The 22,028-nt window shown below is 71.3% G+C and carries 20 protein-coding genes and 1 tRNA gene; 11 read left to right on the forward strand and 10 right to left on the reverse strand.

Annotated elements, in window-relative coordinates; genetic code table 11:
* The 6 genes from AMY39116_RS0309585 to AMY39116_RS0309610 form a co-directional block, all read right to left on the reverse strand.
* A complete protein-coding gene (locus AMY39116_RS0309585; protein WP_020417472.1) occupies positions 1–1,602 on the reverse strand; it encodes a Wzz/FepE/Etk N-terminal domain-containing protein in 1,602 nt (533 codons plus the stop codon).
* Positions 1,599–2,912 carry an exopolysaccharide biosynthesis protein gene (locus AMY39116_RS0309590; RefSeq protein ID WP_235716091.1) on the reverse strand — a complete coding sequence of 438 codons (1,314 nt, stop codon included), beginning with the start codon at positions 2,910–2,912 and terminating at the stop codon, positions 1,599–1,601. The genes AMY39116_RS0309585 and AMY39116_RS0309590 overlap by 4 nt, the downstream gene beginning before the upstream one ends.
* Positions 2,913–3,090: 178 nt before the next feature.
* A complete protein-coding gene (locus tag AMY39116_RS0309595) occupies positions 3,091–4,269 on the reverse strand; it encodes a glycosyltransferase family 4 protein (protein WP_020417474.1) in 1,179 nt (392 codons plus the stop codon).
* On the reverse strand, positions 4,259–5,575 hold the full coding sequence (locus AMY39116_RS0309600) for a nucleotide sugar dehydrogenase (protein WP_020417475.1): 1,317 nt from the start codon (positions 5,573–5,575) through the stop codon (positions 4,259–4,261). The genes AMY39116_RS0309595 and AMY39116_RS0309600 overlap by 11 nt, the downstream gene beginning before the upstream one ends.
* A gap of 134 nt (positions 5,576–5,709) precedes the next feature.
* The gene (locus AMY39116_RS0309605; protein ID WP_020417476.1) at positions 5,710–6,582 is read right to left on the reverse strand and encodes an LLM class F420-dependent oxidoreductase; all 873 of its coding nucleotides are present in this window, start codon (positions 6,580–6,582) and stop codon (positions 5,710–5,712) included.
* Between the two features lie 27 nt (positions 6,583–6,609).
* On the reverse strand, positions 6,610–7,551 hold the full coding sequence (locus tag AMY39116_RS0309610) for a YncE family protein (protein ID WP_020417477.1): 942 nt from the start codon (positions 7,549–7,551) through the stop codon (positions 6,610–6,612).
* Between the two features lie 142 nt (positions 7,552–7,693).
* Here AMY39116_RS0309610 and htpX point away from each other — a divergent pair, with 142 nt between their 5' ends.
* Positions 7,694–8,560, forward strand: a complete 867-nt coding sequence (gene htpX / locus AMY39116_RS0309615; RefSeq protein WP_020417478.1) for a zinc metalloprotease HtpX — start codon at positions 7,694–7,696, stop codon at positions 8,558–8,560.
* A 160-nt stretch (positions 8,561–8,720) separates the two neighbouring features.
* Here htpX and AMY39116_RS0309620 read toward each other — a convergent pair whose 3' ends face one another.
* Positions 8,721–9,218, reverse strand: a complete 498-nt coding sequence (locus tag AMY39116_RS0309620; protein ID WP_020417479.1) for a hypothetical protein — start codon at positions 9,216–9,218, stop codon at positions 8,721–8,723.
* A complete protein-coding gene (rfbA, locus tag AMY39116_RS0309625) occupies positions 9,218–10,099 on the reverse strand; it encodes a glucose-1-phosphate thymidylyltransferase RfbA (protein ID WP_020417480.1) in 882 nt (293 codons plus the stop codon). Before rfbA ends, AMY39116_RS0309620 begins: the two co-directional genes overlap by 1 nt.
* A gap of 87 nt (positions 10,100–10,186) precedes the next feature.
* On the opposite strand from rfbA, the gene AMY39116_RS0309630 reads away from it, so the two are divergent.
* From AMY39116_RS0309630 to AMY39116_RS0309640, 3 genes are read left to right on the forward strand one after another with little or no spacing between them, the layout of a single operon-like run.
* Positions 10,187–11,053 carry an alpha/beta fold hydrolase gene (locus AMY39116_RS0309630; protein ID WP_027935780.1) on the forward strand — a complete coding sequence of 289 codons (867 nt, stop codon included), beginning with the start codon at positions 10,187–10,189 and terminating at the stop codon, positions 11,051–11,053.
* A gap of 4 nt (positions 11,054–11,057) precedes the next feature.
* Positions 11,058–11,648, forward strand: a complete 591-nt coding sequence (locus tag AMY39116_RS0309635; protein WP_027935781.1) for a TetR/AcrR family transcriptional regulator — start codon at positions 11,058–11,060, stop codon at positions 11,646–11,648.
* Between the two features lie 11 nt (positions 11,649–11,659).
* Positions 11,660–12,325, forward strand: coding sequence for a DsbA family protein (locus tag AMY39116_RS0309640; RefSeq protein WP_020417483.1), 666 nt, complete (start codon positions 11,660–11,662; stop codon positions 12,323–12,325).
* Here AMY39116_RS0309640 and AMY39116_RS0309645 read toward each other — a convergent pair.
* Positions 12,298–13,434 (reverse strand): sialidase family protein, encoded by a 1,137-nt coding sequence (locus AMY39116_RS0309645; protein ID WP_020417484.1) that lies wholly within the window; start codon positions 13,432–13,434, stop codon positions 12,298–12,300. The genes AMY39116_RS0309640 and AMY39116_RS0309645 overlap by 28 nt on opposite strands.
* A gap of 197 nt (positions 13,435–13,631) precedes the next feature.
* Between AMY39116_RS0309645 and AMY39116_RS47795 the strand changes: the two genes are divergently transcribed.
* From AMY39116_RS47795 to AMY39116_RS42595, 3 genes are all read left to right on the forward strand, one after another.
* Positions 13,632–13,760, forward strand: a complete 129-nt coding sequence (locus AMY39116_RS47795; RefSeq protein WP_020417485.1) for a hypothetical protein — start codon at positions 13,632–13,634, stop codon at positions 13,758–13,760.
* A gap of 63 nt (positions 13,761–13,823) precedes the next feature.
* Complete coding sequence (locus AMY39116_RS0309655) at positions 13,824–16,676, forward strand: lantibiotic dehydratase (protein ID WP_020417486.1); 2,853 nt, start codon at positions 13,824–13,826, stop codon at positions 16,674–16,676.
* Between the two features lie 148 nt (positions 16,677–16,824).
* Positions 16,825–17,976, forward strand: a complete 1,152-nt coding sequence (locus AMY39116_RS42595) for a lanthionine synthetase C family protein (RefSeq protein WP_020417487.1) — start codon at positions 16,825–16,827, stop codon at positions 17,974–17,976.
* A 3-nt stretch (positions 17,977–17,979) separates the two neighbouring features.
* Here the strand turns inward: AMY39116_RS42595 and AMY39116_RS0309665 are convergent, their stop codons facing one another.
* Positions 17,980–18,471 carry a YajQ family cyclic di-GMP-binding protein gene (locus AMY39116_RS0309665; RefSeq protein ID WP_017986513.1) on the reverse strand — a complete coding sequence of 164 codons (492 nt, stop codon included), beginning with the start codon at positions 18,469–18,471 and terminating at the stop codon, positions 17,980–17,982.
* Positions 18,472–18,587: 116 nt separating this feature from the next.
* Here AMY39116_RS0309665 and AMY39116_RS0309670 point away from each other — a divergent pair.
* The 4 genes from AMY39116_RS0309670 (at position 18,588) to AMY39116_RS0309685 (ending at position 21,700) form a co-directional block, all read left to right on the forward strand.
* Positions 18,588–18,669 (forward strand) — tRNA-Tyr (locus tag AMY39116_RS0309670).
* Positions 18,670–18,858: 189 nt separating this feature from the next.
* Positions 18,859–20,376 carry a molybdopterin-dependent oxidoreductase gene (locus AMY39116_RS0309675; RefSeq protein WP_027935783.1) on the forward strand — a complete coding sequence of 506 codons (1,518 nt, stop codon included), beginning with the start codon at positions 18,859–18,861 and terminating at the stop codon, positions 20,374–20,376.
* 114 nt (positions 20,377–20,490) lie between these two features.
* On the forward strand, positions 20,491–21,105 hold the full coding sequence (locus AMY39116_RS0309680) for a fasciclin domain-containing protein (RefSeq protein WP_020417489.1): 615 nt from the start codon (positions 20,491–20,493) through the stop codon (positions 21,103–21,105).
* A gap of 82 nt (positions 21,106–21,187) precedes the next feature.
* Positions 21,188–21,700, forward strand: a complete 513-nt coding sequence (locus AMY39116_RS0309685; protein ID WP_020417490.1) for a F0F1 ATP synthase subunit B — start codon at positions 21,188–21,190, stop codon at positions 21,698–21,700.
* Positions 21,701–22,028 lie beyond the last annotated feature (328 nt).

Here is a 22,028-nt window from a genome sequence, read left to right on the forward strand (position 1 = left end):
TCAGCCTTCGCGATCGAGGGGCAGCTTGCCGTTCACGTGTGCCTCCGGGGCGTCGACCGGCGTGAACTGCTTCGTCGGCAGGTCGGCGTGCACCGGCTGGAGCGTCACGGTCTGCTCGCCCTTCCCGGCGGAGGAGGGGATCGGCGCGAACCACTTCGTCGGGTGGTCGTCGACGTTGGCGCTGCCGTTGGCGGGCCGCGCCTCGGCGAACGCGGCGCGGCCGCGCAGCGCGGTGTGCAGCCCGTCCCACAGCGTGCCGTCCGTGCGGTCCCGCTGATCCGGCGCGACGAGCACGATGCCGATGACCGGGATGCCCAGGTCGGCCAGCTGCCGCGCGACGGTGTGCAGCCACGCCGCGTCCGCCTTGCCCGCGCGGACCACCAGCACGGTTTCCGCGCCCAGCCGGCGCAGGTCGGTCCACGCCGTCCCCGGCGACACCGACCCGACCCCGATGCGGGCCTTCTCGGCCGCGCTGCCGTCGACGACCCGCACGCCCTCACCCGCCTCGCCGGACAGCGCGGTGACCTCGCGGTGCGGCAGGTCGTCCACGACCACCACCGGACCGTCCAGGTGCCGGGCCATGTCCAGCGCGAGCGTGGCGGCCACCCGCGGGCAGCCGAGTTCGAGGACGGACACGCTGCCGCTCTCGCCGACCGCGCGGGCCAGCGTCGCCGCGACCCGGTCCCGCTGCGCGGCGGCGCCTCCCCACGGCCCCCGCCGGGGCTTCGGCAGCTGCGCGATGACGGACGCGCCGAGGTGCGCGGCGATCTCCCGCCGCAGCAGCGGCCGGTCCCGCACCACGCTCATCACGGCGGCCAGGCCCAGCCCGGCGACGAGCCCGAACCCGAGCCCGATGCCCGCGTTGGTGACCAGCGGGGCGAGCGGGGATTCGACGACCGGACGTGGCGCGTCGACGATCTGCGTGCCCGCGGCCAGCTGCGGCGTGCCGATCTTCGCCTCGTTGGCCTGGTTGGTGAAGTCGGAGACCCGCGAGGTCAGGTCGGCGCGCCGGGCGTAGAGCGACTGCAGCTCGGCCGGGCCGATCTGGCTGTTGCGGCTCGCCGACGCGGCGATCTGCCGGTCGACCTCGGTCAGCTCGGTCTGGATCTGGTCGCGTTGCCCGAGCAGGGCCTGCGCTTCCGCGTCCGCCGCGGCCTGCATGCGCTGGCCGTGGTCGGCGATGAACGCGTCCGCCAGCGCCTGCGCCTTCGCGACCGCCTCGCCGTAGCTGCGGGCCGTGACCTGGAGTTCCAGCACGTTGTTGGTCAGCCCGGTGCCGGTGTAGGACTTGACGAACTTCTCCGGCGGCTCGGACGAGCCCAGCCGCTGCAGCGCAGCCCCGGCGATCCGGGTGGTCTCCAGGATGGCCACGTCGGTCTTGATGAGCGTGCCGCTGTCGTTCGGCGCGTCCTCGGCGTGCAGCACGAGCAGCCGGGTCACCGCGGTCGGCGGGGTCGGCGACACGACCGCCAGCGCCGCGCCGGCGAGCAGCCCCAGCACCGCGGCCGAGAGCCACAGGCGGCGCCGCCGGCGAATCGCGATCAGCACCCGCTGCAGGTCGAGCAGTGGTTGCGTGTTCTGGTTGCTGTCCGGTGTCGTCACGCTGAACCTGCCAATGCTTCGTCGCCTGCGGTCTTCGTGCCGCCCGGCTCGGGAACCGCGGCCGTGCGCTGGGCGACGACGACGCCGAGCACCCGCTGCCCGGCGTCGGCGGCGGCCTCGGTGATCGCGACGAGCTCCCAGCCCGTCCTGGTCCCGCTGGACACCACCACGAGGACACCGGCGGACTCGCGGTCGTCCGGCACCGTCGGCCGCTCGGGGTCGATCAGCGCCACACGCAGCTCGGGGCGTCCGCCGTGGCCGGCTGCGGCCAGCTGCGCGACCGCGGTCCTGGCCACCGGGTCGTCCTGCGCGGCCAGCACCAGCACCCGCGAGAACACGCCGGAGCCGTCACCGAGGCGGGAGAGCACGCGGCGGTACCGGATCTCGCGACTGGCCGCGTCCGCGGAGGCGTTGAGCTCCGGCAGGTTCCACGGCTCGTCGGTCTTGAGCAGCCGGGCCCACCAGCGCCCCTCGTCGCCTGCCTGCGCGTGGTCCGGCGTCTCCGGCACGTCCACGCTGCCCAGCAGCGGCGCGCCGACCGCCGCCGAAATCTCGGCCTCGTTGCGCAACCGCCGGTCGGTGCGCGCGCCGACGAGGTGACCGAGCACGCCGAGCAGGAAGAACACGAGCGCGCCGCCCGCGACGAAGTGGATCATCGTCGGCGGCGCGGGGGAGGACGGCCGCTCGGCCGATCCCATGACGACCACCTGGGCCTGGCGACCGCCGCTGTCGAGCTGGTCGAGCTTGGCCATCGCCTCGGTCAGCGCCGTCCGCAGCGTCTCCAGCTGGGTGCGCACCTCGACGCTCTCCACCGTCACGCCCTGCACACGGCGGGACAGGTCGGTGATGCGGTCGTTGGTCTCCTGCACCTGGCGGCGCAGCGCGTCCTCCTGCTCCTGGCGGATCTGGCTGGCCGCGTCCGCGGTGCTGCCGATCAGCTGGGCGGAGTAGTTGACGTACTCCTTGGCGACCTGGTCGGCCAGCAGCTGCGCGTTTTCCGGGGTCTCCGCCTCGGCCGTGATCGCCACGATGTTGCCGTCGGCCGCGGTCGCGCTCACCGAGTCGTGCAGCTCGGATCCGGACACGCCCCAGGCGAGTGCCTGCGCGGTGCGGTCCAGCACCACCGAGCTGGTCGCGATCTGCGTTTCGGTCATCAGCTCGCTGGAATCGGGCGCGCCCTGCAACAACACGTGCGAAGTCGTTCGGTAGCCGGGGGAGAAGATCAGCGACGCGCCGGCCCCCACCAGCGCGCCGAGGACGGCGAGGGCGGCGAGGACCCGCCAGCGGCGGCGCACGATCCTGCCGATCATGGACAGACGGACGGTGTCGTCGTTCAACGCCCCGGGCCCCCTCTCGTAAACATCGCCCGCCCGCGAACGGATGGGCTTTCACAAACCACGTCGCGGCGATTCCCGGATTGGTTACCGGCTTGTTCAAAACGCGACCAGGCGTTTTTCCGACGAGGATTCCGTTGTCCCGGTCGGGAATTCACCGACCGGTCGCGGCGTACGCCGCGAGCAACGCTTTCGCCGAATTGACCCAGGACAACGGTCCCGCGACGCGTTCCGCGCCCAGCTCACCCATGCGCTTGCGCTCGGCGGGGTCGTCCATCAGCCTGGCGGTCAGCTTGGCGAATTCGAGCTCGTCGTTGGCCGGCGCGTAAACCGCCGCCTCGCCCGCGGAAACCCGTGCCTCACGCAGGTCGAACGACACGATCGGACGGCTCATCGCCATGTACTCCATGATCTTGTTCATGGTCGACACGTCGTTGAGCGGGTTCAGCGGATCCGGCGCGAGACAGACGTCCGCTGTGGACAGATAACGGACCAGGTCGGCGTCCGGTATGCGGCCGGTGAACTCGACCTGGTCGTCCAGGCGGAGATCTTTCGACAACGCGACCATCGCGTCGAACGCGTCCCCGGAGCCGACGAACACCGCGTGCCAGTCCGTGCGGCCCAGGTCGTCACGCAGTTTCGCGAGCGCGCGGAGGGCGTAGTCGACCCCGTCCTGCGGGCCCATCACGCCCAGGTAGCACAGCATGTTCGGCTTGCCGCGCTTGAGTTCCGGCTCCGGCGGCACCTGCCGGAACCGGTCCACGACCGGGGCGCTGCGGACCACGAACACGTCCTCGGGCCGCTTGCCGCCGCGGGTGAGCGCCACGTCGCGGTAGCTCTCGTTCGTCGCGATCACCACGTCCGCGGCCCGGTAGGTGGCCCGCTCCAGCGCGCACACGCCCCGGTAGAGGAGGTCCTTCCCGCGGTCGAAGCGCGACAGGTACAGCTCGGGCACCAGGTCGTGCTGGTCGAAGACGAACTTCGCGCCCTGCCGCTTGAGCATCCGCGCGACGAGGAAGAGCAGGTCGGGCGGGTTGCACGCGTGCACGACGTCGACCGGGCCGATCTTGCGGGCCAGCCGGAACGTGTGCCACAGCGCGGATCCGTACTCCTGCAGGTAACCGGCCGGCCCACCGGTCGCCGCTTTCAGCGGGTAGCGGTGGATGCGCACGCCGTCGATGACGGCTTCCGGCTCGGTGTCCCGCTTTGTCCCTTGTGGACAGATGACGTGCACCTCCCACCCGGCGTCGCGCAGGGTGGTGCTTTCCTGCCAGACCCGCCGGTCGAAGGGCACGGACAGGTTCTCGACGAGGATCAGGGCTTTACCAGGCAAGGCCGACGTATCCTTCTTCGGTGCGGCGCACGGCGGCGTCGGGCAGGCGGACGAGGTCGATCAGCGTGCGGTCGCCCGCCCTGGGCAGCGCCGCGAGCACGGCCGGGTCGGTGCTGCCGACGAGGCACACCTCGGCGTGGTCGAGCACCTCGTCGACGGTGCCGGCGAGCAGCTGGCCGAGGTGCGGCAGGCGGCTCTCGATGTACTCGCGGTTGGCGCCCATCAGCCGCGACAGGCTGACGTTCGCGTCGTAGATCTTGAGGTCGTAGCCCTTGCCCAGCAGGCGTTCGGCGAGTTCGACGAGCGGGCTCTCGCGCAGGTCGTCGGTGCCCGGTTTGAAGGACAGGCCGAACAGGCCGATGCGGCGCTTGCCGGTGCGCGCGACCAGGTCGAACGCGCGGCGCAGGTGCTCCTCGTTGGAGGGCAGCACGTGCGACAGCAGCGGCACCGAAACGTCGGCGCGGTGCGCGGCGTAGACCAGGCCGCGCAGGTCCTTGGGCAGGCACGAGCCGCCGAACGCGAAGCCGGGCCGCAGGTAGGCGGGGCTGACGTTGAGCTTGCGGTCGGCGAGGAACACGTCCATCACCCGGTGCGAGTCCAGGCCGAGCGCGCGGCAGATCGCGCCGAGCTCGTTGGCGAACCCGATCTTGAGGCCGTGGAAGGCGTTGTCGGCGTACTTGGTCATCTCCGCGACCGGGATGGGCACGCGGAAGACGTCGCCGGGCAGACCCTCGTACAGCTTGGCGACGGCGTCGCCGCTGGCGGTGTCCAGCTCGCCGATCACCGTCTTGGGCGGGTCGAAGAAGTCCTTGACACTGCTGCCCTCCCGCAGGAACTCGGGGTTCACCGCGACGCCGAAGTGCACGCCCGCGGTCAGGCCGGAGGCCTTCTCCAGGATCGGCACCAGCAGGTCGAGGCAGGTGCCGGGCAGCATCGTGCTGCGGAATACGACCGTATGCCGACCGGTTTTGCCCGCGAGCGCGCCGCCGATCTCCTCGGTGACGCGTTCCAGGAAGGCGGTGGACAGGCTGCCGTTCGGTGCCGACGGGGTGCCGACGCAGACCAGCGAGATCTCGCTGCCCGCGATCGCCTCCGCGACGTTCGTCGTGGCCCGCAACGCGCCGCTGGCCACGACCGCGGCGGTGAGTTCGCCGATGCGTTCCTCGACCACCGGCGCTTTCCCTTGCCGGACAAGATCGATCTTCACGGGGTTGATGTCGACCCCGATCACCTGGTGCCCCTCGCCGGCGAGGCACGCGGCCGACACGCATCCGACGTAGCCGAGCCCGAAGACACTGATCCTCATGGAAATCCTCCCGCCGCCACCGGCTTGCCCCAGAGGTCGGCGGGCGGGCGGAGATCGTTACGGTGCCGGGCAGCTGGAAAACCGCTTACCCGGTGCGGTTTCCGCGGGGAAGAAACCGCCCGGCGCGGCGCCGTTCACAGCGCTTCGGCGTAGGGGACGACGTCCTCGGCGAAGACGTCGATCAGGCGGAGGTCCGGAATTCCCGGTATCGAGCCGATCACGCCGTCGATCCCCAGCTCGGCCAACCGGCTCAGTTCGGCCTTGAGGTCCCCGCTCTTCTCGCCGGCTGGACCGACGTCGAGCGGGTGGTAGACGGTTTTGGTGATCTCGTCGTAATCGCGTCCTTCGGTTTCGCAATGCGCGCGCAGGACGTCGAGTTTGTGTTCGAGTTCCGGCCCGTTGAAGATGTTGCAGGCGTCGGCGTACTTCGCGACGAACCGCAGGGTCTTCTTCTCTCCGCTGCCGCCGACCATGATCGGCGGGTGCGGTGTGGACAGCGCCTGCGGGACGTTGAGCAGCCGCTCGGCCTCGATGTGCGCGCTGGAGAACGGGCCGTCGTCGTCCGACCACATCCGCAGCACGTACTGCAGGGTCTCTTCGAGCATCTGGAAGCGTTCCGCGGTCGGCGGGAACGGGAAGCCGAGGCCGCGGGACTCCTCCTCGTTCCAGCCCGCGCCGATGCCGAGCATGGCCCGGCCGCCGGAGAGGACGTCGAGGGTGGTGACGGCCTTGGCCAGCACGCCGGGCTGGCGGTAGAGGACGCCGGTGATGACGGTGAGCAGCTTGGCGCTCCGGGTGTGCGCGGCGAGGTAGCCGAGGGTCGTGTAGGCCTCGAGCATGTCGTTCTCGGTGGGGCCGACGCCGCGGATCTGGAAGAAGTGGTCCATCACGGCGAGGTATCCGAACCCGGCGTCGTCAGCGGCGCGAGCGACCTCGGCGAGTTCGCGGCCCAGAGCGGTGGGTCCGTTCGGCCAGGTGAAGTCGGGGATCTGCAATCCGAGTTTCATGGACTCCTGGTACCCGGTGCCGGGAATTCAGAATCCGGTGATCACGTGCAGGCGGTCGTGCAGTGGGTCGGTGACGTGCACGGCGCCGGTGCGCTGATCGACGGCGACCTGCCCGGGGTTGATGCCGAGCGCGAGTTCGCCGGTGATCTCGCCGCGGGCGCCGTCGATGCGGACGAGCCCGTCCGGGCCGCCGTTGGCGTACACGGTGTGGGTGGCCTGGTGCACCGCGACCGAGGACGCCTCGCTGCGCAGCAGGATCGTGCGGGTCTGCTCGCCGTCGATCACCGTCAGGTGGTGGATGCCGGAGTTCGCGACGTACACCGTGCCGGTGCCGTGGTGGACGGCGAGCCCGGCCGGCCCGTCCCCGACCGGGATGCTGGCGGTGAACTCGCCCGCGTCCAGGTCGAGGACCTCGACGGTGCCGGTGTGGAGGCCGGCGAAGTACCCGGTGCGCCCATCGATCGCCGCGCTGCTGAACCCCTGACCGGGGGCTTCGATGGTCGCCGCGAGCGCGCCCCGGAAGAGGTCGAGCACGCGAACGGCGCCGGCCTCGCCGGAAGCGACATACAGTCGGTATGTATCCGCGTCGAGGGCGAGAGCCGCGGGTTCGGACCCGGACGCGACGACGTTGGTGACCCGGCCGCCGTCGAGGACCGCGGTGGTGCCCGGCGTGCGGTTGGCGACGTAGACCAGGCCGGTGCGCTCGTCGACGGCAAGGTCGGCCGGGACACCCCCGGTCGGCACGGTCGCCACGGTGCGCCCCTGGTCGATCACCGAAACCGTCCGGTCCGCCGTGTTCGCGACGTGGCAGACGCCGGTGACCGGGTTCACCGCGACCGCCTGCGGGCGCCTCCCGACCGGGATCGACGTCAGCAGGGGCGCCGCGCGGGCCGGGGACGGCAGCGCGAGCAGCGCCGCGGTCGTGACCAGGCCGAACACCGTGCGGCGGCTGACCTCGGCGGCGCCCATGACCGACCTCCCCGCGAGGTTTGGGGTACGCGGGTGGAACGGTAACCCGGAGTGCTCGCCGGCGCGCGCGGAGATCATGAAGGAACTTCACTTCCGTTTCGTGCGTTGGGAAAGCGAGTGTTGGTAAGGAGGCGCAGGGCACGTGCACAAGCACCAGAACGGGCTGAAGACCGCGCTGTTGCTCGGGTTGCTGAGTGCCATCATCATCGCGATCAGTTCACTGTTCGGGCGTGGCGCGTTGTTCGTGGGACTCGCGCTCGCGCTGGGGATGAACGCCTACGCCTACTTCAAGTCGGACACGCTGGCGCTGCGCGCGATGCGGGCGCGGCCGGTGTCGGAGGCCGAGCAGCCGGTGATGTACCGGATCGTGCGGGAGCTGGCCACCTCGGCGCGCCAGCCGATGCCGCGCCTCTACGTGAGCCCGACCCCCGCGCCGAACGCATTCGCGACCGGCCGCAACCCGCGGCACGCCGCCGTGTGCTGCACCACCGGCATCCTGGAGCTGCTGGACGAACGTGAGCTGCGGGCGGTGCTCGGGCACGAGCTGTCGCACGTCTACAACCGCGACATCCTGATCTCGTGCGTCGCCGGCGCGCTCGCGAGCATGGTCAGCGTGCTGGCGAACCTGGCGATGTTCGCCGGCGTGTTCGGCGGCAACGACCGCGAGGGCAACAACCCGCTGGTGTCGCTGCTGATCATCCTGATCGGCCCGATCGCGGCCGGCATCATCCGGATGGGGGTCAGCCGCTCGCGCGAGTACCAGGCGGACGCGTCGGGCGCCGCGCTGACCGGCGACCCGCTCGGCCTGGCCTCCGCGCTGCGCAAACTGGAGTACGGCACCCGCCGGGCGCCGCTGGTGCCGGAGCCGCAGCTGGTCTCGCAGTCGCACCTGATGATCGCGAACCCGTTCCGCCCCGGCGAGTCGTTCTCCCGGTTGTTCTCCACCCACCCGCCGATCGAGGACCGCATCCGCCGCCTGGAGGAGATGGCCCGCCGCGGCCCGTTCTGATCTGTTGTTCCGCCCCGTCGGGGTACCCGGCCGAGTCCCCGCTGTGGGGTCGCGGCACCCGAGATCCCTCGGATCGAGGGCATCGTTCAATGCCGGGCCGCGGCTTCGAGCGTCCCGGTCCTGACGCTCGAAGCCACGGCACCGCCGCGCGCGGCCCGGCCTAGCGGCGCTTCCGCTTGATCCGCTTTTCCAGCCCCATCGCGTGGTAACCGCTGCGCGGCTGGTCCGGATCCACGGTCCACAGGATGTCCCGCGCGGTCTCGGCCTCGTGCTCGTAACCCACCTGCAGGATGGTCCACAGCCCGTTGCGCGCCTTGAGCCGGCAGTGCTCCCCGAGGTCGGCGGGCTGCCCGGCGTAGGAGTCGCCGGACACCAGCACCGCCAGCATGTCCAGCAACTCCACCCGCGCGAAGTCCGGCAGCGGACCGGCCAGCGCGGCCAGGATGACCTCGACCGCCGGGACCGCCACCTCGAACAGGTTCCCGCTGATCTCCAGGTGGTTGTCCAGCCGCGCGCCGAGCGCTTCGCGTGGCTCGGCCGCCTCCAGGATCGTCTCGAACGTGCCCGGCAGGTGCGCCCCGCTCTGCCCGCAGCCGCACCGCAGCCGGCCCCAGTCGTGCCGCGCCAGCTCGGCGCGCACGAGCCTGCTGACCGCCACTAACCCACGGCCCCCGCGGCACGGGCGCACGCGACGACGTAGTCCCCGTACCCGGACTTCGACAGCTTCAGCCCGAGCGCGAGGCACTCCTCCGGATCGATGTACCCCATCCGCAGCGCGACCTCCTCCAGGCACGCGATCCGCACGCCGGTCCGGTGTTCGAGCACCTGCACGAACTGCCCGGCCTCCAGCAGCGAGTCGTGCGTGCCGGTGTCCAGCCACGCGAACCCGCGGCCCAGCTCGACCAGCTTCGCGCGCCCCTGCCGCAGGTACGTCAGGTTCACGTCGGTGATCTCCAGCTCGCCCCGCTTCGACGGGGTGAGGCCGCGCGCGATCTCGACGACCTGGTTGTCGTAGAAGTACAGCCCGGTGATCGCCTGGTTGGACTTCGGCCGCTCGGGCTTCTCCTCGATCGACACCAGCCGGCCGTCCGCGTCCAGCTCGCCGACGCCGTAGCGCTGCGGGTCCTTCACCGGGTAGCCGAACAGGACGCACCCGTCGAGCGCGGCGACCTCCTGCTGCATCCGCCCGGAGAAGCCCTGCCCGTAGAAGATGTTGTCGCCGAGGATCAGCGCCACGTCGTCGTCGCCGATGAAGTCCGCGCCGATGACGAACGCCTCGGCGAGGCCGTTCGGGCTCGGCTGCTCCGCGTAGCTGAGCCGCAGCCCGAACTGGTCGCCGGAGCCGAGCAGGCGCTGGAAGTTGGGCAGGTCGGCCGGCGTCGAGATGATCAGGATCTCCCGGATCCCGGCGAGCATCAGCACCGAGATCGGGTAGTAGATCATCGGCTTGTCGTACACCGGCAACAGCTGCTTCGACACCGCCTGGGTGATCGGGTGCAGACGCGTCCCGCTGCCGCCCGCCAGCACGATGCCCTTCATGTCCCCAGCTCCTTCCGGATCGATCCGGAACCACCCTAGCGTGTCTCCGGGTTCACATACATACTGTCTGTATGTATCTTCGGGAACATGACTCGCTCACCAGCACTCGGGCCGGAAAAGCGCGTGACCCTCCGCCACGGTGACGTCCGCTACTTCGAACGCGGCGAGGGACGGCCGGTCGTGTTCATCCACGGCGCCGTGGTCAACGCCGATTTATGGCGGCACGTCGTCCCGGATCTCGCCGATGCCGGCTTCCGGTGCCTCAGCCTCGACCTGCCGCTCGGCGCGCACGAGGTCCCGCTCCGCCCGGACGCCGACCTCAGCCCGACCGGCATCGCCGACCTGATCGCGGACTTCCTCGACGCTCTCGACCTGCGGGACGTCCTCCTGGTCGCGAACGACACGGGCGGCGCCCTCGCCCAGATCATGCTGTCGCGCCGCCCCGAGCGGGTCGGCAGCGTCGTGCTGACGCCGTGCGACTGCTTCGACCACTTCCTCCCGCCCCTGTTCCAACCGCTCGTCCCGCTCGCCCACATCCCCGGCTCGATGCGCCCGGTCGCCGCGTTGCTGCAGGTCAAGGCCCTGCACCGGTTGCCGTTCGTGTTCGGGTGGGTCACCAAGTACCCGATCCCCGCAGCGATCGTGGAGTCCTACGTCCAGCCGGCCCATCGAAACGCCGCCATCCGTCGCGACCTGCGCAAGTTCCTCCGCCGCGTGCGCCCGAAGTACACGGTGGAAGCCGCGGAGAAGCTGCGTGCGTTCGACAAGCCGGTGCTGCTCGTGTGGGCGGACGAGGACCGGACCTTCCCGCTGCGCCTCGGCAAGCGCCTCGCCGCGACCCTGCCGAACGCGCGCCTGGTCGAGGTTCCCGACTCGTACGCCTTCGTGCCGGAGGACCAGCCGGCCGAGCTGGTGCGGCACATCCTGGCGTTCGCGGGTGTCATGGCAGATTAGGGGCGTGCGCCGTACGCAGGAAGAGCGATCCCAGAGCACCCGGGCCGCGTTGGTGGCGGCCGCCCGCGAGCTGTTCGCCGAGCGCGGCTACCAGGCCGTGCCCGCGGACGAGATCGTGCGCGCCGCCGGGGTGACGCGGGGCGCGCTCTACCACCACTACGGCGACAAACAGGGCCTGTTCCGCGCCGTGTTCGAGCAGGTCGAGCTGGAGGTCACGGCCGAGGTCGAAGCCGCCACGAAGAACGCGCCGGACCTCGCCACCGGGCTGCTCTTCGCGCTCAAGGCCTTCCTCGACGCGTGCGAGCGCGCCGAGATCCGGCAGATCTCGCTGATCGACGCCCCGGCCGTGCTGGGCTGGACCACGTGGCGCGAGATCGAGGCGGAACACGGCCTCGGCCTGGTCATCGGCGTGCTGCGGGAGGCGGTTGAGCAGGGTCTGATCAAGCCGCTGCCGGTCGACGTGCTGGCCCAGCTCGTGCTCAGCGCCGTGAACGAGGCGGCGCTGATGATCACCCACGCGGACAACCCAGCCCAGGCCCGGTCGGACGCCGAGCAGGTGCTCGCGACCTGGCTGATCGGCCTCCTCGCGGAATAACGCCGGGCCGCGTGGCGTTCGCCGGGATCGTGCAGGTGGAGATCTGGTCCGATGTCGTGTGCCCGTGGTGCTACCTCGGCAAGCGGCGCTTCGAGCGCGCGCTGGCCGGGTTCGAGCACCGTGACCAGGTCGAGGTGACCTTCCGGTCCTTCGAACTGGACCCGCGCGCACCGCGTGAGCCCCAGCCGAAGGCGGCGCTGATCGCCGCGAAGTACGGGATCAGCGAGGCGGAGTTCGCCGCTAACGAGGAGCGCCTGACGCAGCTCGCCGCGGCGGAGGGGCTGGAGTACCACCTGGACGGTGGCGTCATCGGCAACACGTTCGACGCCCACCGCGTGCTGCACCTCGCCCGTGAGCGCGGCGTGCAGGACGCCGTCGCCGAGCGGTTGTTCCGCGCCTACTTCACCGAGCGGCGTTCGGTCTTCGACGAGGAGTCGCTCGTCGAGCTGGCCGCGGAGTCCGGGTTGGACGCCGACGAGGTCCGCCGGGCGCTGGCCGACGGCGCGTACGCCGACGAGGTCCGCGCGGACATCGACCAGGCCCGCGCGCTCGGCGCGAACGGCGTGCCGTTCTTCGTCTTCGACCGCCGTTACGGGGTGTCCGGCGCCCAGTCCACCGAGACCTTCGCGGCTGCGCTGGACAAGGCGTATCAGGACGCCGAGCCCTTGCCGAAGTAGATCTTGCAGACGTCGCCGTCGTAGTCGGCGGCCAGTTCGAGGACGTTGCGGCCGTCGTCCACCGGCAACAGCGACGAGCTGTAGTTCGGGCAGAAGTTGTTGTAGGCGCGCGGAACGTGCACCGGCGCGGGGAGTTCGTACCAGTTGCCCGCGCCGAAGTCGTCGTTGGCGAGCAGCACCTGGCCGTTGGACGGCAGCGGAGCGCCGGCGCGGTCGGTGTAGATCTGGCCGACCATCAGGAGCCGAACGCCGTTCGGTCCGCCGGGGAACACCGCGACGTTGTGGGCGTGCTGGAAGTAGTTGCCGTTCGCCGTCACGACGCGGGTGCCCGGGTCGGCGGGGTCGCCGTAGTTGGCGCCGTCGGGTGAGATCTTGAAGTACGGGTCGCAGTAGCGCTCGCCGTAGTTGCAGATCTCGTAGCCGAAGTAGTAGCGGCCGTCGGGCAGTTTCCGCACGATCGGCATGCCCGGGCGGACGCGGTCGGGCGAGATCGCGACCGTGCTCTGCTTGGTGCCCCAGGTGACGCCGTCGGTGGACGCGACGCGGTTGAGCACCTGGCTGTGGCGTGGCGCCTCGGTTTCGTCGGCGTAGTGCATCCACAGTGTTCCGCCGGAGTCCACTGTGAACTCCGGCTCGAACACGCCGTCGTGGTTGTGTGAGCGGGCGGCTTCGGACAGGAAGCTCCAGTTCCGGCCACCGTCCGAACTGGACCAGATCCGGATCGACATGCGACGGCCCGCGCCGCCGTTCTGGCCGTAGGACGCCGCCCACAGCAGCGCGCCCGCCCGCAGCCGGCCGACTCGTCGCGGCAGTTCGTAGATGCTGCCGCAGCACTCGCCCTGCGCGCCCGCCGGATCGCGCACCTCGCCGATCTGTCTGAACGACGCGCCTTCGTCGGTGCTCTCGTAGATCCGCGCGAACGCGCCGCCGCCGTCCCAGCTGTTCACGGACGCGACGATCCGGCCACGCCGGAACGGCGCGTGTTCCAGGCGGATGACCCGGGGGTAGGCCCCGACACCGAGTTCGGTGCGCTGCGCCGCGTGCGCCGGAACCGTCAGCACGCCCGTCGTGGCCAGCAGCGTGAGCATCAGCGCGGCCATCCGGCGCATTGGTGCCTCCCCTTCACTCTCAGCAGCGGAATTAGACCACAGGGTGATCACCGGCCGGGCGGTGAAGGTGGGCAAAAGGCAACTTTGTAGCGCAATAGCACGTTAGAATCAACCTCTTGCTGGATCGTTGAACGATCCCCTACGTTCGGAAGGCAGTGGCACAAGCCACAGTTCACGACGAAGGAGAGGCAAATCCCGTGGAAAACCTTGCTCCCGAGGACTTCGACCTGGACCTCCGCATCTCGACTCCGGCGCAGGACGGGGACCTGCTGACGAACAAGTCGGGCTTCAGCGACATCTGCGCCACCCTGTGGCCGTCCTGCTGACCTGATCCCCGGGTGGCGGGTCCTGCGGGGGACCCGCCACCCGTCCAGCCGGGAGGCGAAGCGATGTTCACGTGTGCCGGCCCGGCCCTGCTGCGAGCGGCGGTGCGACCGCGCACGACAGGGCCGATCCCGCCGCTGGAGGTGCTCGCGGCGGACGAAACCCTGATGGAGGCGGTCGAAGCGGCCAGCCCCAGCCTGGCCCGCGACGTCCTCCGCGTGGTGCGCGGCGAGCCGGTCAAGGACAAGGTCCGCCGGCGCAGCGCGCTCGCCCTCGCCAAGTACCACCTGCGCCTGACCGGCAGGCCGACGCCGTTCGGGCTGTTCGCCGGCGTCGCGCCCGTGCGTCTCGGCGACCGGCCGGAGTTGCGGATCGGGCGGCAGCACCGTCCGACCAGCCGGACGGATGCCGAGTGGCTGGACGGGGTGCTGCGGCGGCTGCGGACCGATCCGGTGGTCCTGCCGCGGACGGTCCTGGTCGCCAACAACGTCAGCGTCGTCCGCGGCGATCGCCTCGTGCTGCCCGAACGGTACGAAGACGCGCATCGCCGGGAAGCTTCGATCCGGTTCACGCCGCTGGTGCGCGCGGTGCGGGAGATGACGCGCACGCCGGTTCCGTGGCCCGACCTGGTGGCGCAGTTGTGCCGCCGCTTCCGGCGCACCGGGTTCGAAGGCGTGCTGCGGCAGCTCGTCGAGGTCGGGGTGCTGCTCACGGACCTGGACCCGCCGCCGGACTGCGTCGACCCGCTCGCCCACGTGCTCGGCCGGGTGCCTGACGGGCATCCGGTGCACGCGGAGTTGAGTGCGATCCGGCGCGAGTTGCGGGCCGCGGATGCGGCAGTGCCGGACCGTCGGGCGCGCCGGCGTGCGGTGGTGGCCCGGATGCGGGCGCTGCACGACACGGACGACGTCATCCAGACCGACCTACGCGTGGACGTCTCGGCGACGTTGCCCGCCGAGCTCGGTGCGGAAGCCGCGCGAGCCGCGGATGCGTTGTGGCGACTGGGCTCCACGGCCGGACCGTCCTGGTCGGACTCGTACCGAGAGCGCTTTCTGGAGCGGTACGGCAGCGACCGCCTGGTCCCGGTGCTGGAACTGCTCGACGACACCCGCGGCCTCGGGCTGCCGTCGTTTTCGCCGGGTCCGTCGCGTCCCGGGCCCCGTGGTCTGATCGAGCACCTGCTCGCCGCGGTGCGCGAGGGGCGTGACGAGATCGCACTCGACGACGAACTGGTCGATTCGCTCGCCGAGGACCCGCCCGCGCGGCGGCCGGTGTCGATGGAGTTGTGCGCGGAGGTGCTCGCGCCCAGCTGGGACGCCTTGTGCGCGGGCGAGTTCCGGCTGGTCGTCGGTGAGAACCTGGGGTCGCCGCAGGCCGGGTCGACGATCGCGCGGTTCGCGCACCTGATGCCCGAGCTCGACGACGAGCTGACCGAGCTGGTCCGCGACGGCGCGCCTTCCGGTGCCGCGCAGGTGGCCTGCCGCCCGCGGACGATCCGGTCGGCGAACGTCGCGTCGGTGCCGCAGCGGCTTCCGGCGCGCATCCCGGTTAGCTGCGGGCCGGCGACCGCGGACGTGCCCGACCTGCGGCTGGACGAGCTGGCCGTGGGCGCGACGCAGGACGAGTTGTACGTCGTCGACCTGGCGTCGGGGCGGCGCGTGGTCCCGGTCTCCGGGTCGATGCTGAACCCGCGCAGCGGGCACGTCCCGCCGGTGGCGCGGTTCCTGCTCGAGCTGGGGGAGCAGGAGAACCCGTCGTGCCTGCCGTGGCGGTGGGGCGACTTGTCGACAGCTCCGGCGCTGCCGCGGGTCCGGTACGGCCGGACCGTGCTCGCGCCGGCCCGGTGGCTGCCCAGCCGGGAGATGCTGGACCCCTCGTCCGACTGGCCGGACGCCGTCCGGAGGTGGCGACAGCGGTGGGACGTGCCCAGACGGGTGCAGCTGACCAGTTCGGACAACCGGATCCCGATCGACCTGACGGACGACGGGCACCTCGCGGTGTTCCGCGCCGAGCTGCGGAAGACGCCGCGGCTGGTGGTGCAGGAGGTCCTGTCGCAGGGCGATGGCTGGCTGGACGGCCACGCGTGCGAGGTCGTGTTCCAGCTGTTCGGGGAGCGCCCCGCGGCCCGTCCGGCGCCGGCCACGCGGACCCGGCCCGAAATGCTGGACCTGCCGGGTGGCGACTGGTTGTACGCCAAGCTCTACGCGGGGGACGCGGCGCAGCGGCAGATCGTGCGGTCGCACCTGGCCGATCTCGTGGCGGATGTGGAGGACTGGCACTTCGTCCGGTATGCCGATCCCGATCCGCACCTCCGGATCCGGTTCGCGGGCAAGCCGGAGATGCTGTGGACGACGTTGTTGCCGCGCCTGCACGCGTGGGCGGCCGGGCTGTGTGCGGACGGGTTGGCGTCCCGGCTGGTGCTGGACAGCTACGACCCCGAGGTCGAGCGGTACGGCGGTCCGGACGCGATCGCCGCGGCGGAGCGGGTCTTCCACGCCGACTCGCTGGTCGCGCTGGGGATGCTGGAGCGGGAGGCGGACGACCTGGCGGTGGCGTCGAGCGTGCTGGACCTGGTCCGGCATTTCGGACAGCCGTCGGACGTCCTGGACTGGCTGGCGGCCGCAGTGCCACTCGACCTGCGGCGACGCGTGCCCCGCGACCGGCGCGAGTCCCTCGCCGCGGCGATCGATGCCACCGGCCGTCCGTCACTGGACCAACCGTGGAGACACCGGAGCCTGGCTGTCGCGGACTACCTGAAGCGCCTGTCGCCGGAGCGGTACGGCCGGGTGGCGCTGAGCCTGGCGCACATGCACTGCAACCGCCTGTTCGGGATCGACCGGGCGCGGGAGCAGGAGGTGTACGCGCTGGTCCACGGGGCGCTGACGCTGCGACTGGACCGCGGCCGGCACGGCCGATGAGGGCCGCGAGGAGCGGTCAGCGCTGGTTGCCCGTCGGTCCCAGGGACCACGACTTCCGAGGAGGAGCGGTGAGCACTGCTGTCGCGATCCGGCGGGCGCGGTCCCAGGGGATCAACCGTCACCAGCACACGACTTCCGAGGAGGAGCGGTGAGCACAGCTGTCGTCACGCGGCGGGCGAGGGCCCAGGAGATCGCGCTGGAGGTGGGCGATCGCCTGCGCTCGGTGCGTGACCGCGGCCCTGGCCTGCTCGATGGCCACCCCGGCGTCGCGGTTCTGCACGCCGCACTGTCCGCCTGGGACCCTGCGCGGGCGGCGGTCGCTCATGCTCACCTGGCCGCGTCGGGTGAGGTCGCGCCGGAGGCGGTCGTGCCCGCGGTCCTGGTGCACCGGGCCGTGCATGGCGGCGGGTACGACGGGCTGCTGCGCAAGGCAGGCGCGGCGCTCGCGGAGGTGTGCGAGTCCTGGCCGCAGCGCGACCGGCCGGCCGCCGCGGACTACGACGTGATCACCGGGCTCGCCGGCAAGGGACGGTTGTTGCTCGCGCTCGGCGGCGACCGGTGCCTGACCGCGCTGGAGGGCGTGCTGGAGCGCCTGGTCGCGTTGACGCGGCCGGTGCTGGTGGATGGTCACGAGGTGCCCGGGTGGTGGTGCGCGCCGGAGCGGTACGCGGTGGACGCGGACCGCGAGCGCTATCCGCGGGGCGACTTCGACGCCGGCCTGGCGCACGGCATCAGTGGTCCACTCGCGCTGTTGTCGCTGGCCCACCGGCACGGCCTCCGGGTGGCCGGGATGACCGACGCGATGCGGGTGGTCGTCGACTGGTTGTTGCGGTGGTCGTGGACGGACGAGTCCGGGGTGGGCTGGCCGTCGCGGGTGGGGTTCGACGCGCAGGTGCGGGGCTCGGCGGTGCCGGCGTCGCGGTCGGCGTGGTGTTACGGCACGGCCGGGGTGGCGCACGCGCTGCACCTGGCGGCCACCGAGCTGGGCGACCCGGGCGCGGCCGGGCTGGCGGTGGCCGCGATGCGCCGGCCGGGCCCGGCGGAGGGCCCGACCGTGTGCCACGGGGACGCCGGGTTGCTGCAGGTCAGCGTGCGGATGGGGGTCCCGGCCGACCGGATCGCCGACCGGGTCCTGGCCGCGTTCGACCCGTCGGCGCCGTTCGGTTTCCGGCACCGCCTGCACACCGGCGGGTGGGTGGACGAGCCCGGGTTGTTGCAGGGCGCCGCCGGGGTGGCGCTGGCGCTGGCGAGCCACGCAGGCAACCCGGCCCCGTGGGATGTCGCGCTGTTGCTGGCCTGAGGGTCAGCGGTAGTTGGTGAACTGCAGCGCGATGCCGAAGTCCTTGTCCTTCAGCATGGCGATCACGTCCTGCAGGTGGTCCTTCTTCTTGCCGGAGACGCGGAGCTGGTCGCCCTGGATCTGCGCCTGGACGCCCTTGGGGCCCTCGTCGCGGATCACCTTGGCGATCTGCTTGGCCTTGTCGGAGGCGATGCCCTGGAGGATCTTGCCGTTCACCTTGTAGGTCTTGCCGGACACCGCGGGCTCGTCGGCCTCGAACGCCTTCAGCGAGATGCCCCGCTTGATCAGCTTCTCCTTGAACACCTCGACCGCGGCCTTCACGCGCTCCTCGGTGTCGGCCTCGATCGTCACGGCTTCCTCGCCGGCCCAGGAGACCTTGGCGTTGACGCCGCGGAAGTCGAAGCGGGTGGAAAGCTCCTTGGCCGCCTGGTTCAGGGCGTTGTCGACCTCCTGCCGGTCGACCTTGCTCACCACGTCGAATGACGGATCCGCCACGTGTCCTACCTCGTCGTTTCGCTTGTCGGCTGACCACACCATACTGCCGCCCCCACCCCCGTCGGAGGCCCGCCGGAGGGTTGGTAAGCTAGTCCCCGACCGGGACGCCCGGTCATGGCGGGTTGCCCGAGCGGCCAAAGGGATCTGACTGTAAATCAGACGGCACTGCCTTCAGAGGTTCGAATCCTCTACCCGCCACACAGGGCAAACACCCCCGTGACCTGCAAGAACAGGACGCGGGGGTGTTTTCGTGCGTCCGGCACTGCACGTGGACGGGGAGGCGTGTGGCGCGCGTCGGCCGCTGTCGGTGCCGGCACCGATTGGTAGCGCGGCATCGAGCCCGCAGAACCCACCAATACCCGTCCCCGGTGGCTGCGAATCGGGGGTATGGCTACTGCGACCACGAACACCCGGCCCGAGCGGTTGTCCCTCGTTCGCGCGGCGCTCTGTGGCGTGCTCGCGCTGGTTGCAGCCCTCGCGGCTGGGCATCTCGTCGCTGGGCTCGTCAATGGCAACGCCTCGCCGTACCTCGCGGTCGGGAACACCGCGATCGACCTGACTCCGTTGTCCCTCAAGGACTTTGCGGTACGTACATTCGGTACGTATGACAAGCTCGTCCTGCTCGTGGGGATGGGCGTCGTCCTCCTGGTGGTCGCCGCGGGGGCTGGGGTCGCGTCGCGGCGGTCGGTTTGGCCGGGGGTCCTCGTCATCGTGCTGTTCGGGCTCGTCGGCGTCGCCGCGGTGGCCGCTCGGCCCGATCTGAACACGGCAGCGCTCGCCGCGCCCCTGGTCAGCCTCGTCGTCGGCGTCGGGGTGTTCCGGCTGCTGCACCGCAGTGCGGGCCATGACGCGTCGCGGCGGTCGTTTCTGCTCGTCGCGGGCGGGGCGGTCGTCGCGGGGGTCGGGGGACAACTGCTGGGCCGCACCCGCGACGCGGCGAGCTCCCGGGCCGCGGTTGGGCCTCTCGTGCCCGCCCGCACCGCGCCGGCCATCCCGCTCGACGCCGACTTCGCGCGCTTCGGCACGCCGCCCTTCCTCACCCCCAACCGCGACTTCTACCGCGTCGACACCGCGCTCACCGTCCCACAACTGCGCGCCGAGGACTGGTCGTTGCGCCTCCACGGCCTGGTCCGCGCCGAACAGCGCTACACCTACGCCGACATCCGCGACCGCCCGCTCGTCGAGCGCACCATCACCATGACCTGCGTCTCCAACGAGGTCGGCGGCCCCTACACCTCCACCGCGAACTTCACCGGCGTCGACCTCGCCGACCTGCTAGACGAAGCCGGCATCCAGCCGGGCGCCGAGCAGCTGTTCGCCACTAGCGTCGACGGCTGGACCTCCGGCACGCCCGTCGCCGCCGCGGCCGACCGCACCCGCGGTGCCATGCTCGCCCTCGGGATGAACGGCGAGCCACTGCCGCTGGAACACGGCTTCCCGGCCCGCCTCGTCATCCCCGGCCTCTACGGCTACGTCTCCGCCACCAAATGGGTCGTCGACCTCGAAGTCACCACCTGGCAGGCCCGCCAGGCGTACTGGCTGCGGCGCGGATGGGCCGAACAGGCGCCGATCAAAACGCAGTCCCGCATCGACTTCCCCAAGGGCTTCGCGACCGTGCCGGCCGGGACGGTGCGCGTCGCCGGGATCGCGTGGGCTCAGCACATCGGCGTCGACCGGGTCGAGGTGCGGCTGGACAACGGCGCCTGGCAGGACGCGCGACTGTCCACTGAGGTCAACCCCGACACGTGGCGCATGTGGTACGCGGATCTGCCGGTCTCCCCGGGATTCCACCAGGTCACCTGCCGCGCCACCGACCGCTCCGGTCACACCCAGACCCAGGACCGCGCGGGCACCGTGCCCGACGGCGCGACGGGCTGGCACGGAATTTCATTTACTGCCAACTGAACCCAATCCGGCGCGGAACCGGCCACGAATCCCGTGCACAAGCAGGAAACCCCGAATGGAGTGATTCTCGTGAAGACTGTTCGCATCGCCGGAGCCGGTTTCGCCGTCGCGGCAATGTTCTCGCTGGCGGCCTGCGGCACGGACAGCGAAAGCGCTTCCAGCGCGGCAGGCGCGTCCATGGCGCCGTCGAGCGCGATGCCCGCCCCGATGTCCAGCAGTAACGGCGTCACCACCAATGCCGACGTGTTCGGCCCCGCGTGCGGCCAGCTGCCACAGGGCAACGCGCCGGGCAGCCTGGACTCGATGGGCCCACAGCCGGTCGCCACCGCCGCGAGTACGAACCCGCTGCTCACCAAGCTGGTCGCCGCTGTCCAGGCCACCAACCTGGTCGACACGCTGAACAGCCAGGAAGCCATCACCGTGTTCGCCCCGGCCGACCCCGCCTTCGACGCGCTGGGCGAGGCCAAGTTCACCGAGCTGGCCCAGAACCCGAGCCAGCTGGCGCCGATCCTGCAGTACCACGTCGTCCCGCAGCGCTATGACGCTTCCGGGCTGGAAGCCGCGGGCAGCGTGCAGACGCTCAACACCGCAGGCGGCCCGGTGAAGATCGAGGGTTCCGGCGGGAACATGACCGTCAACGGCGCCAAGGTGCTGTGCGGCAACATCCCGACCGAGAACGCGACCGTGTTCGTCATCGACAGCGTGCTCACCCCAGGCACCAACAAGTAAACGGGGGAACGGGCCCGGCGGAATTCCACCGGGCCCGTTCTTCGGTTAGCGTGGAGGCCAGTCATCAACACTGGGGGTGGAGATGGGCATTCTCGACTCGGACCTGCCGGTCGCGCCGGACATCTTCGAATTGGCGCTCGGCCTGGTCGCGTTCCTCGTCCTGTTGTTCCTCCTCGCGAAGTTCGCGGTGCCGCGCTTCGAGGCGTTGTTCGCGGCGCGGGCGGAGAAGATCGAGGGCGGCATCGAGAAGGCCGAGCAGGCGCAGAAGGCGGCGGCCGAGGCGCTCGATCGCTACCGGGCCCAGCTCGCCGATGCGCGTGCCGAGGCGGCGCGGATCCGGGAGGAGGCCCGCGCGGAAGGCGAGCGGCTGCGTGCGGAACTCCGGGCGGAGGCGCAGGACGAGGCCCGGCGGCTGATCGCGCAAGGCGAGGCGGACCTGACCGAGCAGCGGGGCCGCGTCGTGGCCGAGATGCGGCCCGAGCTGAGGCGGCTCGCGGTGGAGCTGGCGGAGCGGATCGTCGGCGAACCGCTGGCGGACGAGGCGCAGCGGCGGGGGACGGTGGACAGGTTCCTGGCGGAGCTGGAGCGGCGGTAGGCCCTGAGCGGCTCGCGTTTGGTGGCGTTGGAGTGGCGGTGGGCGCCGGGCGGCACGGTGTCTGGCGCGTGGAGTGGCGGTAAGCACCGGGCGGCACCGGTGCCTGGGGGAGCTGGGGCGACGGTAGGCCCTGGGCGGCTTGGTGGCTGGCGGAGCTGTAGTGGCGGTAGGTCCCGGGCGGCATGATGACCGGTGGAGTTGGCGCGGCGTGGGCCCGGTCAGGGCATGATGTCTGGCGGAGTTGCAGCGTGAGCCCGGGCGGGCGCGGTGCCCGTCGGGGCTGGAGTGGCGGTGGGCCCGGGCGGCACCGGTACTTGGCCGAGCTGGA

The sequence above is a fragment of the Amycolatopsis sp. ATCC 39116 genome, from assembly GCF_000231075.2.
GTDB classification, from domain to species: domain Bacteria; phylum Actinomycetota; class Actinomycetes; order Mycobacteriales; family Pseudonocardiaceae; genus Amycolatopsis_E; species Amycolatopsis_E tucumanensis.

What these genes read in the sequence shown, in the direction of transcription:
- AMY39116_RS0309590 (WP_235716091.1), bottom strand. Translation starts at nt 2,912, where the DNA reads ATGATCGGCAGGATCGTGCGCCGCCGCTGGCGGGTCCTCGCCGCCCTC.
- AMY39116_RS0309600 (WP_020417475.1), bottom strand. Translation starts at nt 5,575, where the DNA reads ATGAGGATCAGTGTCTTCGGGCTCGGCTACGTCGGATGCGTGTCGGCC.
- AMY39116_RS0309605 (WP_020417476.1), bottom strand. Translation starts at nt 6,582, where the DNA reads ATGAAACTCGGATTGCAGATCCCCGACTTCACCTGGCCGAACGGACCC.
- AMY39116_RS0309610 (WP_020417477.1), bottom strand. Translation starts at nt 7,551, where the DNA reads ATGGGCGCCGCCGAGGTCAGCCGCCGCACGGTGTTCGGCCTGGTCACG.
- rfbA (WP_020417480.1), bottom strand. Translation starts at nt 10,099, where the DNA reads ATGAAGGGCATCGTGCTGGCGGGCGGCAGCGGGACGCGTCTGCACCCG.
- AMY39116_RS0309630 (WP_027935780.1), top strand. Translation starts at nt 10,187, where the DNA reads ATGACTCGCTCACCAGCACTCGGGCCGGAAAAGCGCGTGACCCTCCGC.
- AMY39116_RS0309645 (WP_020417484.1), bottom strand. Translation starts at nt 13,434, where the DNA reads ATGCGCCGGATGGCCGCGCTGATGCTCACGCTGCTGGCCACGACGGGC.
- AMY39116_RS0309655 (WP_020417486.1), top strand. Translation starts at nt 13,824, where the DNA reads ATGTTCACGTGTGCCGGCCCGGCCCTGCTGCGAGCGGCGGTGCGACCG.
- AMY39116_RS0309675 (WP_027935783.1), top strand. Translation starts at nt 18,859, where the DNA reads ATGGCTACTGCGACCACGAACACCCGGCCCGAGCGGTTGTCCCTCGTT.
- AMY39116_RS0309680 (WP_020417489.1), top strand. Translation starts at nt 20,491, where the DNA reads ATGTTCTCGCTGGCGGCCTGCGGCACGGACAGCGAAAGCGCTTCCAGC.
- AMY39116_RS0309685 (WP_020417490.1), top strand. Translation starts at nt 21,188, where the DNA reads ATGGGCATTCTCGACTCGGACCTGCCGGTCGCGCCGGACATCTTCGAA.